Origin of the sequence: Haladaptatus paucihalophilus DX253 (genome assembly GCF_000376445.1) — an archaeon.
Classification (GTDB): domain Archaea; phylum Halobacteriota; class Halobacteria; order Halobacteriales; family Haladaptataceae; genus Haladaptatus; species Haladaptatus paucihalophilus.
This window is the reverse complement of record NZ_AQXI01000001.1, coordinates 536,252-551,570: the sequence shown is the minus strand read 5'-3', so window position 1 is coordinate 551,570 and position 15,319 is coordinate 536,252. Positions and strand designations below refer to the sequence as shown.

Genomic DNA, 15,319 nt, shown 5'->3' with positions numbered 1-15,319 from the left:
CGGCACGTTGTGAACCCGTCTCTCGTCTCAGCGGCGTTCGTCGATTCGACGCATCTGTTCGCGGTGAAGCGTGACGATCAGATCCGAGAGGACGCCGAACATGAGCAACTGCAGGCCGAAGATGATGGAGATACCGGCGACGACCGCGATAACCTCGTGGGAGATGTGGCGCGTCACCCACTCGACGGCGACGTAAACCCCCAAGATAACCCCGATGAGACCGCTCAACATACCCATGCTCCCGAAGTAGAATAGCGGATTGTTCGTCTTCGCGAGTTGGTAGAGCGTCATGATGATGTCCCCCCCGTCCCAAAGCGGATGGAGGTTCGTCTCCGAGTCGTCCGGCCGCTCTTCGTACTGAATCGGCACGACGGCCGTCGGAACGCTGTGTTTGACGCATTCGACCGCCAGTTCGGTTTCGACGCCGAAGCCGTCCGAGGTGAGGTATGAACGCTCCGCGGATTTTCTCGTGAACGCCCGATAGCCGCTGAGAATGTCCTTGAAATCCGACCGATGGATGATCGAGAACGCTCGGTTGATAACGCGATTGCCGAAGTGGTTCAGCCGCGGCATCGACCCGTCGTTCATGCCCGCAAACCGGTTGCCGATGACGTGTTCGTAGCCGTCGTCGAGCGGTTCCAGCATCGTCTCGGCGTCCGACGGTTTGTACGTTCCGTCCCCGTCCAACATCAGCACGTACTCCGCTTCGATGTGTTCCAAGCCCTCGCGGACGGCTTGCCCCTTTCCGACGCCGCTCTGTTCGATGACGCGCGCGCCGTGCTCCGTCGCCACATCGCGCGTCCCGTCGTCGGAGTTACCGTCCACTACGAGGACGTTCGAGAAGCCCTGCTCGCGGAAGCCGTCGATGACTTCGCCAATCGTCTCAGCCTCGTTCAGCGTGGGGATGAGCACGCACACGTCCTCTCTGTCGGGCATTGTCGGGGAAATGGGTACCGGGGTCTAAAAGCCCAACCTTTTGAGTCTGTCAGTGTTGGGATAGGTGCTCGAACTGTCAGTGTCGAACAACTGCCTGGCAATCCATAGATGTTTAAAACAAAGCGACAAACGACCGGCTATGAACCGGCTCGCCAAGGCTGCCGCCGTCGTCATCGCCGTGGCCGCGATTCCGTATTTCTGTTTCCTCGCGCTGTACGGACTGATTCGCCCGGAGGGCTCACCGGCCCGAAAACGGGATGCGGAACCGACAGTTAGTATCGTTCTGCCGACGTACAACGAATCCGACATCATCGAGAAGAAACTGGACGACTTGCTCGAACTCGACTATCCGATGGAGAACATCGAACTCGTCGTCGTGGATTCGAGCGACGACGAGACGCCGGACCTGATCCGAGAATATTTCGCGGACCGAGAACATCCCTCGCTGAACCTCATCGAAGAGAAGGAACGGCGCGGACTCGCTCCCGCGCTCAACGACGCCTATGCGGCCGCCGAGAACGAGATGGTGGTCAAAACCGACTGCGACTCCTTCACCGCGAACGACGTGCTCCGGGTCGCCGCCGCGAACCTCGCCGACCCGGACGTCGCGGCAGTGACGGGGAAGAACACCGACGTTCTCGGAGGGAGCGAAGTCGAGGAAGGATATCGCGGCGTGCAGGCGCACATCCAGACGCTCGAATCGCACCTCGATTCCACCCTTATCTTCCACGGTCCGTTCTCCGCCTTCGAAAACGACGCCATCGTCCCCATCGACCCCGAGTCGCTCGCCGACGACACGGAACTCGCGTTGAAGATTCGCCGGAACGGAAAGCGAGTCATCTACGACCCCGAAATCCGCTACAGCGAGGCATCGCACTCCAATTTCGGAAAACGCCGTCTCCAAAAGGACCGGCGTGGAATGGGACTGATCCGCCTGCTCGTCCAGCACCGAGACGCACTCGGCCGACACGGGAAGTACGGCGGCGTCGTGTTGCCGTTCAACTGGTGGTTCATGATCGTCTCGCCGTGGTTGGTCGCGCTCGGAATCGGATTGCTGACTGGTGGTGCGTTGGTCGCGGCCGGGCCGTTCGGGTTGGTCGTTCCGGCGGGGCTTGGAGTGTTTATCAAACTCGGTGGGAGTGATTGTCTCGGACCACTGCAGCCGGTGTACGCCATCTTCGACACGCAAGTGTCGCTGTTCCGGGCGAGCGTGGAGTTGTTGCGTGGCGAAGGGGATGGAACGTGGGAGATAGATGAGGAACTGCGGGAGGCGTTCGAGTGAAAATAGTACAGGTAACGCCGCGGTATCCACCTCGCGTCGGTGGCGTCGAGACACATGTGAAGGAGATCAGCGAGCGTCTCGTCGAGCGGGGGCACGAAGTTACGGTAGTTACCGCCGATGCGGGTAAGGACGTTTCAAACCAGGACGTTCGAAATGGAGTTCGTGTTCGTCGATGTCGTGGATTTGCACCAGGGGGTGCGTTTCACATTGCGCCGGGGATTGTGCCGGTAGTCCGACGTAGCGATGGGGATATTATACATGCCCACAACTATCACTCGCTTCCGATGGTGCTTGGGTCACTCAGCGCTGATGCCCCACTTATCATCACACCACATTATCATGGAAAGAGTGCTAGTGGTATTCGTGACCATCTACTACGAGCCTACCGACCCGTGGGAAAGTGGTCGCTTCACCGTGCAACGGAAGTCGTCGCCGTAAGTGAGTGGGAGCATGATTTGTTACAAACGGATTTCGATATCGATTCAACGGTCGTACCAAACGGTCTGAATCTCGAACGATTTCGAGATGTAACCACGGAGAGCCAGCATCAACCCTATCTTTTGTATGTGGGCCGACTGGAAGAATATAAAGGGGTTCAACATATTATCCGTTCCTTGAAAAAGATAGACGCATACAATCTCATGATTGTCGGCAACGGACCCTATAGAGAAACACTAGAAGATGTCGCACACGATTGTGATGTCCGAGATCGCATTCAGTTCACAGGATACGTTTCAGATGATGATCTCACTCGGTTATACGTTGGCGCGGATGTCTTCATCACTTTATCTTCGTTCGAAGCCTATGGTATGACGGTTGGGGAGGCACTGTGCAGCAAAACCCCCTGTGTGGTTAAGGAATCGGGAGCGCTAACACAGTGGGTGCAGTACGAGGGGGTTATCGGAGTTACGAATATCGAACCGGATACCATCGCCACTGCGGTTGAAAAAGCGAGGCGAAACGAACCAGATACGGTGAATCTCATGGGGTGGGGTGCCGTTACTGATCAACTGGAAACACTCTATCTGAAGTGATCATTTGTCTGTCCGTCGGCTAGTCCACATATCCAAGTGCCTCCAGTCGTTTCTCGATCTCTTGATGGTTCGAATCTGGAACACCGGGGATAGTACCCGATGATTTCTCGATACTTGGGAATGATATTTCTTTCGTATACTCGATTTGAGATTGTGATGGACTGCCGTCGATATCCATCCTCCCGTCGCGGAAGTTCACCACGGAACCATCCGATGAAAGACAGCGGACGACTGCATTCGATTTCGAGACGACATAGCGGTGAGTATCGTCATAGAGGTTATATCGGTGATCTGCCGACGGAATATCGTCGGTTAAATGTCCAGCAAGGAATCTGAACAAATCCGAATGCTGTACCAGTTGGTCGTGTATTGTGGCTTCATTACTCGGCGTAGAAATAAGAAGGGGAATTTGGGTGAGTGCATCGAGTGGAAGCGCATCCCACGGGTGGTTCGTCATACCTGACTCACCGAACACCTCGCCGTGGTCCGCGGTTATCGCAACTACACCGTTTTCAAACCAACCCTGTTTATCTAGTTTCTCGAGCAACTTCGAGAGTTGGCGGTCGAGATATCGGATATTCTCATCGTACATCTCAACCAATTTCGAGAGGGAATCTGTGTCATCTAAAATATCACCGCTGATGTACTCGTCATTGAGAGTTCGTACATGTTCCGTGTCGAAATTATCACGTATCATCCCATCTGCAACGGATTCAATAGAAAAAGGGAAGTGGGGATCCTGAAAATGAGCCCAACAGAATGAAACGTCGTTAGATAGCGCGGAATCAACGCGCTGGACTTGTTCCATGGCCGAACGATATGGCTCTTTAAACTGTTCCTCGTTGACTGTCGCTACGATTTTGTTTATTGAATCGTATACCCATTTTATCACTTCTACTTGACCGAGGTGGTGGAAAACTCTCTGCTTTAACGTGTTCCCGGAATAACCACCAAGGTACGAAAATTCGTCAAACCCACGATCATATCCCCTGTCTGGTCGAAGGTGTGGGTTATTTGCGTATGCTACTGACTTCCCGGAGCACAGTTCTGCAAGCGTCGGTGTTCCCGGAAGTGTTCCATCATTTTTTGGAAGTTGTCCAGTGATAATTCCTGGGAAGGCAAACGGGGTTGCAACGCCATGGGAATATGCTTCGGTAAATCGGTCAAATTCTCGTTCTAAAATCGACCATGACTTTGGAAAATACTTCTCTGAACATCGGTCCGCACGAAGTGAGTCGATCGTTAACAACAGAACGTTCGTCATTATCGGAGAACACCACTGATTATGCAAATATGTATCGGGACATATGAACAACTACATTAGTGGTGTATTGCAGCACTATCCGTTGTTTTTACTACGCACGACTGCTGTTTGAACAGCCTCATCGAAACCGTCGAGCATCCGTTCGTAATCATACAATTTACTGTCTTTTTTCGCCTGTACTCCCATTTCCGACGCCATTGTTGGGTTTTCGAATATTTCTGCTAACCTATCTGCAAGTGCTGCCTCGTTCCGCTCTGGGACGACGAATCCGTTCTTTCCCTCGTCGATGATACACGATGCACCTACCTGTCCGGTCGTAATAACTGCTGTTCCGGAGCTCATCGCTTCGTTAATCACCAACCCCCACGGTTCTCGAAATTCGGCCGTGACAACGGATGGAAGAACGAAGACATCCGCAAGTGCATAGTATTCTGGAAGTGACTCATTGTTTATGTAACCAGTAAAGATTACATCGTGATCATCGTCCACTTGTTCTGTCAACTCTGTTCGTTGGTCACCATCACCAACGATAAGAAGATAGGTCGGCTTTTCAGACACTGCTCGTGCCGTTTTATAAGCATCGAGTAGGTATTTCACACCTTTTTCTTTGACTAATCTCCCAACAAACAAGGCGACAGAGGCGTCATCAGGGATACCCCACTCTTTGCGTAAGTCAGCTACACGGTCTTGATTAAAAGTAGAGAACTGGCCCGTGTCAACAGTATTCCAAGCGATGGATATTTTGTCCTCTTCCACACCGAGGTCGACGAGATAGTCCGAAATATGTGGACCATACACCGCGATAGCATCGCTTTCCATGTAGATTCGACGAATGAGTGGGAACGTCACAGTTCGGAGTGTTGTCAAAGGAAGATGCCATTCTCCCGTCCACAGGACAAACGGCGTATTAGTCGCTCGAGCATACAGGAATGAAGACTGTCCACCGAACCCCTCGACAGGAGCACCAACAATCACGTCTGGATCAAACCGGTAGAGGTGAGTAAATACCGTCGGCGTGATTTTATACCGATCTCTGAACAGATACCCGGACAGTTCTGAATAGTCGAAATCACCGTATGCTCTCCATGATTCTTTAGAATTGCAGAAAAATATCTTCACTTCATATTTATTTGCTAACATTTCATAGAATCCTGTCCGATATGGTGGACAGAACTCGGTGACGACTGCCACACGGAGTGTCATTGACCTGACTATGATAGGCCACTCACTTAGCCTTGGCCGTCTCGCTAAGTTGTTCGCAGAGTTTTGTATACTCGTTAACGAAGTCCGTGACGACGCTACTTTCATCGAAACCCTCAACCGTTACCCGTGCTTGCTCGCACATCTCACGCCGCTTTTCTTCGGAGCGGTCGAAGTAATCGATGAGTGTCTCACGTACTCCTGCGACAGTTGGTTCACAGACAAGGGTTTCAGAAACTTCTTCGACGACATCCTTAGCGCCAACCATATTGCTCACGATACACGGGCGGGCAGCACGCATTGGTTCAAGCGCTGCGACAGAGAAAGACTCCGACCGTCCAGGATGAGCAGACACCTCTCCGTGGGAGAAAAATTCGGCCAGATCAGCCACCCAACCATGGAGTACGACTCCTGCATGCTTTTCCCAAGCTTTCGGATGACCCTTGCCCGCGATATGTAACTCCGACTCGGGATGCACGTCTCGAATGTCCGGCATCGCTTCAACGAGTAGATCGAATCCGGTTGAGGAACCGCCGGTTCTGCGTGCATGATTTTTGCCGTAACCAACGACGACGATATTTTTCGACCCGACTGAGACAGGGATGGTTCCTAACCGTCGATACAACTCGTCTTTGATGCCTGGATAGACTGTCACACTTTGTACATCAAGATTAGCGCGTCGAGCATACATACCCGCGAAATCGCCGACGTTCACTAACCCATCGAGTGACCGAGAGCAAAGTTGGTGGACATATGCGTCCATCTTGCCGTAGTGTTCGACACCATCGATTACATTGATAAAGGTCTCATCAGCGTTAAGAAGGATTGTGTTCGCATTTCGATTTCGAAGAGTGAACAGAGCGGCCGGAATAAGTGACGTTCCACCTTCCAGCAGGTAGTTGTCATAGCCACTTGGTATTTCTCGGGCTTTGCGGACGTAGTGTCGTAGGCGTGCTTGCGTGCTCTCAGCCACAGAATCCCATTCTTCGTACTTTGGTCCAAAGAGCGAAAATACATCGGCTCCGATTGCCTCCGCGAATGCACAATGAATGTCGTGAAAAAAGGTCCCAACGAACAGCGTGTTTGTCGGATTCCCGTTAGGATTTGGATCCAACGTTCCAGGTGAAATACTCATGTTTGATGAAGTTGATGGAGAGAGTATATACTTCATGGTCGTACGATACTAAACGGTAATTTTTCTATACCTCAGTATGAAGGATGGGGTGAACGACCAGATGAAAGATGGATTTAAACGAGGGACAGGACGAACGAACCGGAGAGCTATGGCACAAAGGGGGGGTATCAGACGGGAAACAATAGCCATCAATAGCGTTCGGAGCAGTTGTGACCTCTTCTATCGTCAGGGCGCTTCTGTTGAATTCGAAATAAACAGTACAACCGTTCCGAAGCAAGGGTATCGATGACTGACGACGCATCCAATGTAAGCCTCGGCGGGGAAACAGTAAAGGGAAGCATCGCAAAAGCTTCGATGGCTGCTATCGGGTTCATTGGAACCGTAATATTTGCTCAAAAACTCGGGGCGACTCTCTTCGGGAAGTATCACCTGCTACTGTCACTCGTCTTGCTTACCGAACGACCGATCAGCGGAGGCTGGACAAGTGCTGCGACAAAGCGAGCGTCAGAAATCAAGTTTTCGAACCGAGAAGTCATCGGCGCACAACTCTTAGTCGGCATCGTCTGGATACTTGCGTTAGGCGGAATCGCTATCATCGCGGGAGATTGGTTACGACGATATACTGGTGTCGAAGCGGCCGTGCCATTGTTTCTCCTTCTACTCTCGGCAAAGGTGTTGTACTCATGTTTCGTACCGATTATACAGGCACAGGGCCATATCGGAACTGCGGTAGGAATAGACGCCCTTCGCTCGTATTTCACGTTCCCTCTTCAACTCATTTTAGTCATCGTTGGCTTTGGCGTCGCTGGAATGGTATCTGGGTTAGCAGGAGCAACACTACTTGTGATTCCGGTCGCACTATACTACCATCAGACACTCCCGACAAAACCATCGGTTGAACTACTCCGAAGCCTTTGGGAATATGCTCGATACAGTATCCCAACCAGTATGCTCTGGAAAACGTACGACCGATTCGATGTCCTGTTGTTGGGCGCGTTGATGACGCCTGCCGCAGTCGGTGATTACGAGGTTGCAGCTAAACTCACGTTCCCAGCGATGTTCGTTGCAGAAATTTCAGGCTCAGGACTAATGGTTCGGGTAAGTAACCTACGGAGTAAAGGAGAAAGCGCAGTCCGTGATATTTCGAACGTTATCTCGTTCTCCAGTATCCTATCGATCCCACTTTTTTTTGGTGCACTCGTAGTCGCCCGACCACTTGTAATCAAGTTATATGGCTCCGAGTACGCTAGCGCTTCGATACTACTCATTGGACTGTCACTATATCGCATTCTAACGACACAGACAGTTCCACTCTACAAAGCAATCAATGGTTTTGACATGCCCGATTCTAATTTCCGCATTTCTTCGATTACGCTGGTAGTGAATCTCATTTTGGGAGTGGTTCTGACGATAGAATTAGGCGCAGTCGGTGTTGTTATTGCCACCGTCGTCTCTGAAGCGGTTCGGTATCTCGGTCTTGCATTTCTAGTTCGATCAGAGATGTCGAGAGTCGTCTTGCTGCCACGGGAACTTCTCGAGCAATTTCTTGCTGGGGCAATTATGTTTGGCGTGGTTTCCTTTTCACGACCGATTCTCGGTACCGATTCTTGGATACGCCTCGGAACGCTTCTAATGACGGGTGTAGTTGTCTACGGTGTTTGTCTTTTGGTAATGAGTCGAAAACTTCGACTGACAATCGGAAGCGTCCTTCGAGGGTCACGTATCGAACAGATGGTACCAAAGTGGATGTTAAATTGGTGATGACATATGGTCGATAGCTAGTCATGCGAAAGCACCCTAGCAACCGTCTGACACAGTATCGGATGGAAACGTTATTACCACCCGTTCTATAGACTGACACACATGAATCATTCTAAGCTATATTCGTGGGGTCACACAGTGCTAGAATATACGACCTATTCCAAATATATCAGAGCATTACTGGATCTCGCGCCGGTAGAAACATCGATCCAAGCAGGAGAAAATGTTGACATCGGGAGAGGGTGTAAGATACAAGGAGACATCTCTCTAGGAGATGAAGTTCGGATCGGTTCAAACACAACGCTTGACGGGAAGGTAACGATAGAGGATGGGACGAATTTAGTCGACAGGAACGAGGTAATCGGCACCGTCCAAATTGGAAAATATTGCGCCATTGCACGGAGAGTCACATTCCAAGGACGCAACCACCTCATGCATAATCCGGGAATCCAAATGCGGTTTTATCGTGAGAAGCTTGATGATCGACTGGAGGAAGTGACAAACGGACCCATAGTCATCGGAAGCGATGTCTGGATTGGGACAGAATCGATCATCCTTTCGGATGTTGAAATCGGGAGTGGGGCCGTTATCGGAGCGGGCTCTATCGTGACAGACGATGTGGAACCGTATTCAGTCGTCGCCGGGGTTCCAGCACAACACAAGAAATGGAGATTTTCCGAACATATCAGAGAACAATTGCTAGAGGAGAAGTGGTGGGAGTGGAGCGAGCAGAAGATACAGCGCAACCGAGAGTTTTTTCAGACGGATTTACGGACGGTAGACGATCTCCAATCGTTAGTACGATAGCACCAATTCTACAGTTCACCTTTCGGCATACCCTAACGCGGAAAGCCTTTCATTCATCGATTGCTCGATTGCTTCCTCTTTTCCTTCTGGCTCGTACTCGCCGGAATCGGATGCTTCAGTGACGACCCATGGAACAGTTCGTAGACACTGAAGCGGTACACCACCAGGATGACCATAGATCCCGAACTTCCCGAAACTGTTTCCGTGGTCAGCAGAAACGATGACCCGTTCGGCGTCGAGATTCGTCAGAAGTAGTTCGAGATCGTCGAGAACATAGTGGAGATTCGCTTTATAAGCATCCCAGACGGTTCCCTTCGTGACAGCCCCGTCACGAAGTTGCTTCCACACGCTTGGTTCGGATTCGTCGGCTCGCATACCGGATCCGATATCCGGATTTGGAATGAATGGATAATGCGGTTGCATATAATGGACGATCAGCCGATCAAAGTCGCTATTTCGTCCGTGATGTATCGCTCGGTCAGTGACGGCACGCGCGGGTATTGTCCGTAGTTCTTCGTCCCATCCATATCGCCATACTTCGTCGAGTTCCGCGAACGCGTTTGGGTCGAGTTTCGATTCGGAGTAGAGATTTGAGGTCACATGAACCGTCTCGGACATTTCCCTGCCGTAGGTTTCGGTGAAATTCTTTTCCATCCACTCTTCCGAAGTCGAACCAACTGAGGTGATCGTTTCGAACGATTCGAGGAAAGTATAGTCCGAAATCGATTGTGCCATCAGATCTGCACGACAAGCATCGAGAATTATCAACACGTCCCAATCCCGCTCGTAAATCGGCGTTCCAGATGCGATCCAGTCAAGTCGACCTGCGGCACCGATATAGAATTTATAGCTACTTTCAGTAAGACCGGAAACGAGTCCGTCCCGAGCTATTCGGTTCTTGGATTCTACTACCCAGTCAATAACGCTCATATGTCTGCCACAGACACATCAGTCATTAATCAAGCGATATGCTGAACGGCTCTTTATATGGCTTCAATCGATACTGTTCTAATCAGGAACAAGCCGCTCTGTCGAAGCGAAACAGCGAGTATACGGTTCTCCCGCTATACTATCATAAGGCTTATCCCCACTTTGCCGAACCTTTCATTCGATGAGCCAAGGCACCGAACAGGTCGAGGACTCCTCCACTCCTACCGATTCAGTCCTCGACCAGATAGAAGATTGGTACCACGTCCCCGTACTCGCGGTGTTGCTGGGATTCATGTTGTGGGTTCGGTTGCAGTCCTACGACAACTTCGTCAGGAACGGCGAAGTGTTCTTCTCAGGTAACGACGCGTGGTATCACCTTAGACAGGTACAGTATACAGTCAGTCACTGGCCCGCGACGATGCCGTTCGACCCGTGGACGTACTATCCGTTCGGAACGAGCGTCGGACAATTCGGCACGCTCTACGACCAGATCGTCGCCACAGTGGCACTGATCGTCGGATTGGGCGATCCATCGCAAAAAACGGTCGCACTAACGCTGCTGGTCGCACCGGCGGTGTTCGGCACGCTCGTCGCCGTCCCGACCTACCTCATCGGGAAGCGGTTGAGCGGCCGACTCGGCGGTCTCTTCGGCGTTCTCGTGTTGGCACTCATTCCGGGCGTCTTCCTCAACCGAGGACTGGTCGGCTTCTCGGACCACAACATCGTCGAGCCGTTCTTCCAAGCGTTCGCCGTCTTGGCGATGATGGTCGCCGTCTCGGTCGCGGAACGGGAGCGTCCGGTCTTCGAACTGCTCGCGGACCGCGACTTCGCGGCGGTGAGACGGCCCCTCGGCTACGGCATTCTCGCGGGAATCGCAACCGCTCTCTATCTGTGGGTGTGGCCACCGGGCGTGCTCCTCATCGGTATCTTCGGCGTGTTCTTCCTGCTGAAGCTGACCGCGGATTACGTGCGCGGTGTCAGTCCAGATCACCTCGCGTTCGTCGCGTCGGTCAGCATGAGCGTCACGGGGCTTCTCCTTCTCGTGCCGTTCGGAACCGCCACATTCAGCGCGACGAAGTTCTCGCTCCTGCAACCGCTCATGGCGTTCGCCATCGCCGTCGGTTCGGGATTCATGGCGTGGCTGGCACGCGAATGGGACGACCGGGACCTCATGACGACCGGCTACCCGGTCGCCATCTTCGGCATTCTCGTGGTCGGCGCGCTCGGCGTCTACGTCGCCCTGCCGAACCTCTTTAACCTGATTCAGAACAATCTCGTTCGGTTCGTCGGATTCAATGCGGGCGCGGCACAGCGAACCATCGGCGAAGCGAAACCGTTCTTGAACGGTGGCCAATCGCTCACGGCGGCCGTCGTTCCGCAGTACGGCCTGATGTTCTTCACGGCGATCGTCGGCGCGTTGGTGATGGTCTGGCGCGCGCTATCGGCGGACGAACACGAGGGGGAGAAGTTCCTCGTGCTCGTCTGGTCGGCGTTCATCGTGGCCGCGGCGTTCACGCAGGTACGCTTCAACTACTACCTCGCGGTTCCGGTCGCGGTGCTGAACGCCTACCTGCTCGGGTGGGTACTCGGGTTCGTCGGTATCGGCGACTCGGCCAGCGAGACGATTCGGAACGTCGAGGCGTATCAGGTACTCGCGGTGGTCTTCGTCGTTATGCTCGTCGTCCCGGCGCTCGTCGTCCCCGTCCAAGTCAGCGGTACGCAGACGTACACCGCACAGACGGTCGGGAACAACACCGGCCCCGGTTCGGTCACCCAGTGGGAGGGTTCCCTGCAGTGGATGCAGGAGAACACCCCACAGGAAGGTAATTTGGGCGGTGCCGGAAACTCGATGAACTACTACGGCACGTACACCCAAGACGACGGCGACTTCGACTATCCTGACGGGTCGTACGGCGTCATGTCGTGGTGGGACTACGGTCACTGGATTACGGTAAACGGGGAGCGCATCCCCAACGCGAACCCGTTCCAGGAGGGTGCAACCACGGCCGCAAACTACCTCCTCGCACAGAACGAGTCGCAGGCGAACGCCGTCCTCGACTCGCTCGGCGACAAGAACGAGGAGACGCGCTACGTGATGGTCGATTGGAAGATGGTCGAAACGAAGGGCCGACAGGGCAACGTCAAGTTCTTCGCGCCGACGGTGTTCAACGAGAACGTCTCGCAATCGACGTTCATGGACTACATCCTGGTCGGCGGTCAGGGCAACTACGTCGTCCAGCACAAACAGGCGTACTACGAGACGCAGATGGTCCGTCTGTACAAGTACGGCGGTAGTTCAGTCGAACCGAAACCCATCGTCCTCGACTGGGACGTCGGCACCGGGACGCAGAACGGCCAGCAGATAACGTACAAGCAGAATCCGCAGGGTCCGAACGAAACCGTCGTTCGGACGTTCGACACGATGAAAGAGGCGCGTGAGTTCGTCGCAAAGGACGGAAGCTCGCAAATCGGCGGCATCGGCCCGTATCCGAGCGAGCGGATTCCGGCGCTCCAACACTACCGCGTCGTCAAGGAGAGCAAGTCGCAGTCCACGAGCGTCTACTCGCACTATCAGGTGCTGAGTCAGCGACTACAGTTGCTCCAGCAGGGCGGTGCCTCGGGACAGGACTTCCTGCGCACCTCGCCCGCGTGGGTGAAGACGTTCGAACGCGTCCCCGGCGCGACGGTGCAGGGAACCGGCCCGGCAGATACGACCATCACCGCCTCGGTGAAGATGAACTCCCCCGACGGTGGCACGTTCACCTACACCCAGCAGGCCAAAACCGACGATGACGGGACGTTCACGATGACGCTTCCGTACTCCACGACCGGCTACGAGAAGTGGGGCACGGAGAAAGGCTACACGAACGTCAGCGTTCGTGCGGTCGGTCCCTACGAGTTCTCGACGCCGAAGACGTTCGGCGACGACGGCATCACGTTCAAAAACGCGACGGCACAGGTCACGGAAGGCCAAGTCATCGGCGAGAACACGAACCCGGTGACCGTCTCCGTGGACCAACAGCAGACGCTTCCGGTCGGCGGCGCGAACAACTCCACCGGCAACTCCTCGTCAGGTCCGGCGAACGCCGGTAACTCGACGAGCGGGAATACGACGGCCGGAAACGGCACCGTCGGAGCCAACGACTCGACGAACAGCAGTTCGCTGCCGAGTCCCGCCGCACCGTCAACCCGCGCCGGTCTGGTCGGCACGTTCGCGGCCGCGATGGTCGTGGCGCGCCGCGACTGAAGCGCGTCGGTTGCGGTTTCGATTTCGTTTTTCCGTTCGCTTGATTCCACCCCGCCAGCCCACATTCTCATATTCGAGTGGCCCGTAGTGCCGGGCGTGACTGGTGACGAGCGAGAGCCTGCTGGCGTCGACCGCGGATGGGAATCGTTTTTTGATTCGACCGGAAACCCGGGTGCAATGCGTGGCCTGCTGACTGTCTACCTGAAAGGCGTCTGCATGGGGTCCGCCGATGCGGTCCCCGGCGTCTCCGGCGGGACGATAGCCCTCATTACGGGCATCTACGAACGACTCATCTCGGCCGTCGCGTCGTTCGACCCGCGAATCGTGCTGAACATCCTCCGAGCGTACGACCCCGACGAACGCGCGAACGCCCGCCGAATCCTTTCCGAGATGGACATCCCGTTTCTGCTCGCACTCGGTGCGGGAATCGCAACGGCGGTCGTGGCGGTGACGGGACTGGTCACGTGGGGAAGTGAACAGCATCCCGTCCTGCTGTACGGCTTCTTCTTCGGACTCATCGCCGCGTCGGCCATCGTCCTCTACGACGAGGTGTCGGTGAGCACGCCGGGGCAGGTCGGTGCCGCCATCGCTGGCTTCGCCGTCGCCTTCCTGATAGCCGGTGCGACCGAATCGGCGACCGGTGCGACGCCCCTCCCGCTCGTCTTCGTGACCGGGATGGTCGCCATCAGTGCGATGATCCTCCCGGGCGTGTCCGGGGCGCTCATCCTCATGCTCCTCGGTCAGTACAACTACCTCTCGGAAAGTCTGCACGGAGTCAAGGACGCGCTCGTCGGACTCGCTGACGGCGGGTCCGTCGCGGCCGTCGTCACGCCGGGAATCGTCGTCGTGACGTTCATGGTCGGTGCCCTCGTCGGGCTGTTGACTATTTCGAAGGTCGTCGCGTGGGCACTGGAGCACTACCGAGCGGCGACGTTGACCTTCCTCGTCAGCCTGATGGTCGGAGCGCTTCGCTTCCCCGTCGAGAAGACGGTCGCGGCGTCGACGTTCGCGTGGACGCCGACGGTCATCGGCGGGGCGCTCGTCGCCATCCTCGTCGGCGGCGGCGCGGTGCTGTTGCTCGACCACACCACCGACGATTTGGACTACTGACCGTTCGATTTTCCGACAATAACTACTGTTAACTTACTGCATGGCATAGGGTCTCCGAGATGACTGCAACGTACGAATGTGAGAACTGCGGCAAGCGGGTGAGCGCGCTTCAGCACCCCGGGGAGTGTCCGGACTGCGATTCGGAGATGCGGAACGTCAGCGTTCCGCGCGAGTAGGCACCGTCGATCGAGAGGGGAGCGCGTCGATGCGTGCCGTCATGTCGTCGATATCGTCGTCTAGCCCGGCGAGAAACGTCTGGGCTTCGGGGTTTTTCGTCGCTCCGTCGGGCGTCGATTCGACGTACCCCTCCTCTTCGAGGAGTTTGAGGGCGGCGCGGATTTCGTGGTGTTCTCGTTCGGTGATACGCGACAGGCGCCGAATCCCGATAGGTCCGTGTTCGGAGACGAGCAGGAGGGTCCCGAGCGCCCGCTCTATCAGTTCGAGTTCGCTGTGGAGAGTATCGAACACGCCTGAACACAACAACCCGCCGGGCTAAAGCGTTCCTTCGAAGCGCTACTGTGAGGGACAGTGACATCGATAGAGCCCGCGAATCATCGATTCGATTCCGGTCGGATACGAAACTATTCAATCGGCGAGAACGTAATCCGGTCAC

13 protein-coding genes are annotated in these 15,319 nt (G+C 54.7%); 7 read left to right on the top strand and 6 right to left on the bottom strand.

Annotated features, from left to right (window positions below; genetic code table 11):
- Window positions 1–27 precede the first annotated feature (27 nt).
- On the bottom strand, window positions 28–936 hold the full coding sequence (aglJ, locus tag B208_RS0103060; RefSeq protein ID WP_007982884.1) for an S-layer glycoprotein N-glycosyltransferase AglJ: 909 nt from the start codon (window positions 934–936) through the stop codon (window positions 28–30).
- 139 nt (window positions 937–1,075) lie between these two features.
- On the opposite strand from aglJ, the gene B208_RS0103055 reads away from it, so the two are divergent.
- Both B208_RS0103055 and B208_RS23260 read left to right on the top strand, forming a co-directional pair.
- Window positions 1,076–2,218 (top strand): glycosyltransferase, encoded by a 1,143-nt coding sequence (locus B208_RS0103055; protein ID WP_007982885.1) that lies wholly within the window; start codon window positions 1,076–1,078, stop codon window positions 2,216–2,218.
- A complete protein-coding gene (locus B208_RS23260; protein WP_026177712.1) occupies window positions 2,215–3,252 on the top strand; it encodes a glycosyltransferase family 4 protein in 1,038 nt (345 codons plus the stop codon). Before B208_RS0103055 ends, B208_RS23260 begins: the two co-directional genes overlap by 4 nt.
- 19 nt (window positions 3,253–3,271) lie before the next feature.
- On the opposite strand, the gene B208_RS23255 is transcribed toward B208_RS23260, so the two are convergent.
- The 3 genes from B208_RS23255 to B208_RS23250 form a co-directional block, all read right to left on the bottom strand.
- Entirely contained in the window at window positions 3,272–4,516 is a 1,245-nt protein-coding gene (locus B208_RS23255) for a sulfatase-like hydrolase/transferase (RefSeq protein ID WP_073096518.1), read from the bottom strand.
- A 75-nt stretch (window positions 4,517–4,591) separates the two neighbouring features.
- Window positions 4,592–5,707 (bottom strand): glycosyltransferase family 4 protein, encoded by a 1,116-nt coding sequence (locus B208_RS0103040; RefSeq protein ID WP_232423707.1) that lies wholly within the window; start codon window positions 5,705–5,707, stop codon window positions 4,592–4,594.
- Window positions 5,708–5,741: 34 nt separating this feature from the next.
- The gene (locus tag B208_RS23250; RefSeq protein ID WP_157471277.1) at window positions 5,742–6,851 is read right to left on the bottom strand and encodes a glycosyltransferase family 4 protein; all 1,110 of its coding nucleotides are present in this window, start codon (window positions 6,849–6,851) and stop codon (window positions 5,742–5,744) included.
- Window positions 6,852–7,136: 285 nt separating this feature from the next.
- Between B208_RS23250 and B208_RS0103030 the strand changes: the two genes are divergently transcribed.
- Window positions 7,137–8,612, top strand: a complete 1,476-nt coding sequence (locus B208_RS0103030) for an oligosaccharide flippase family protein (RefSeq protein ID WP_007982901.1) — start codon at window positions 7,137–7,139, stop codon at window positions 8,610–8,612.
- 102 nt (window positions 8,613–8,714) lie between these two features.
- A complete protein-coding gene (locus tag B208_RS0103025) occupies window positions 8,715–9,419 on the top strand; it encodes a xenobiotic acyltransferase family protein (protein WP_018128695.1) in 705 nt (234 codons plus the stop codon).
- Window positions 9,420–9,434: 15 nt separating this feature from the next.
- Here B208_RS0103025 and B208_RS0103020 read toward each other — a convergent pair whose 3' ends face one another.
- On the bottom strand, window positions 9,435–10,349 hold the full coding sequence (locus B208_RS0103020; protein ID WP_018128694.1) for an alkaline phosphatase family protein: 915 nt from the start codon (window positions 10,347–10,349) through the stop codon (window positions 9,435–9,437).
- A gap of 181 nt (window positions 10,350–10,530) precedes the next feature.
- Here B208_RS0103020 and B208_RS0103015 point away from each other — a divergent pair, with 181 nt between their 5' ends.
- The 3 genes from B208_RS0103015 (at window position 10,531) to B208_RS23705 (ending at window position 14,882) form a co-directional block, all read left to right on the top strand.
- Window positions 10,531–13,596, top strand: a complete 3,066-nt coding sequence (locus B208_RS0103015; RefSeq protein WP_007982906.1) for an oligosaccharyl transferase, archaeosortase A system-associated — start codon at window positions 10,531–10,533, stop codon at window positions 13,594–13,596.
- A gap of 177 nt (window positions 13,597–13,773) precedes the next feature.
- Window positions 13,774–14,706 carry a DUF368 domain-containing protein gene (locus tag B208_RS0103010; protein WP_007982907.1) on the top strand — a complete coding sequence of 311 codons (933 nt, stop codon included), beginning with the start codon at window positions 13,774–13,776 and terminating at the stop codon, window positions 14,704–14,706.
- Window positions 14,707–14,765: 59 nt separating this feature from the next.
- Window positions 14,766–14,882: a rubrerythrin-like domain-containing protein gene (locus B208_RS23705; protein WP_139025542.1), complete on the top strand. Its 117-nt coding sequence runs from the start codon at window positions 14,766–14,768 to the stop codon at window positions 14,880–14,882.
- On the opposite strand, the gene B208_RS0103005 is transcribed toward B208_RS23705, so the two are convergent.
- Complete coding sequence (locus B208_RS0103005; RefSeq protein WP_007982908.1) at window positions 14,863–15,174, bottom strand: HVO_A0114 family putative DNA-binding protein; 312 nt, start codon at window positions 15,172–15,174, stop codon at window positions 14,863–14,865. The two genes, B208_RS23705 and B208_RS0103005, sit on opposite strands and share 20 nt — an antisense overlap.
- Window positions 15,175–15,319: the final 145 nt, after the last annotated feature.

Excerpts from the sequence above, each read along its gene's own strand:
- aglJ (WP_007982884.1), bottom strand. The coding sequence starts at position 936 with ATGCCCGACAGAGAGGACGTGTGCGTGCTCATCCCCACGCTGAACGAG.
- B208_RS0103055 (WP_007982885.1), top strand. The coding sequence starts at position 1,076 with ATGAACCGGCTCGCCAAGGCTGCCGCCGTCGTCATCGCCGTGGCCGCG.
- B208_RS23255 (WP_073096518.1), bottom strand. The coding sequence starts at position 4,516 with ATGACGAACGTTCTGTTGTTAACGATCGACTCACTTCGTGCGGACCGA.
- B208_RS23250 (WP_157471277.1), bottom strand. The coding sequence starts at position 6,851 with ATGAGTATTTCACCTGGAACGTTGGATCCAAATCCTAACGGGAATCCG.
- B208_RS0103030 (WP_007982901.1), top strand. The coding sequence starts at position 7,137 with ATGACTGACGACGCATCCAATGTAAGCCTCGGCGGGGAAACAGTAAAG.
- B208_RS0103025 (WP_018128695.1), top strand. The coding sequence starts at position 8,715 with ATGAATCATTCTAAGCTATATTCGTGGGGTCACACAGTGCTAGAATAT.
- B208_RS0103020 (WP_018128694.1), bottom strand. The coding sequence starts at position 10,349 with ATGAGCGTTATTGACTGGGTAGTAGAATCCAAGAACCGAATAGCTCGG.
- B208_RS0103015 (WP_007982906.1), top strand. The coding sequence starts at position 10,531 with ATGAGCCAAGGCACCGAACAGGTCGAGGACTCCTCCACTCCTACCGAT.
- B208_RS0103010 (WP_007982907.1), top strand. The coding sequence starts at position 13,774 with ATGCGTGGCCTGCTGACTGTCTACCTGAAAGGCGTCTGCATGGGGTCC.
- B208_RS23705 (WP_139025542.1), top strand. The coding sequence starts at position 14,766 with ATGACTGCAACGTACGAATGTGAGAACTGCGGCAAGCGGGTGAGCGCG.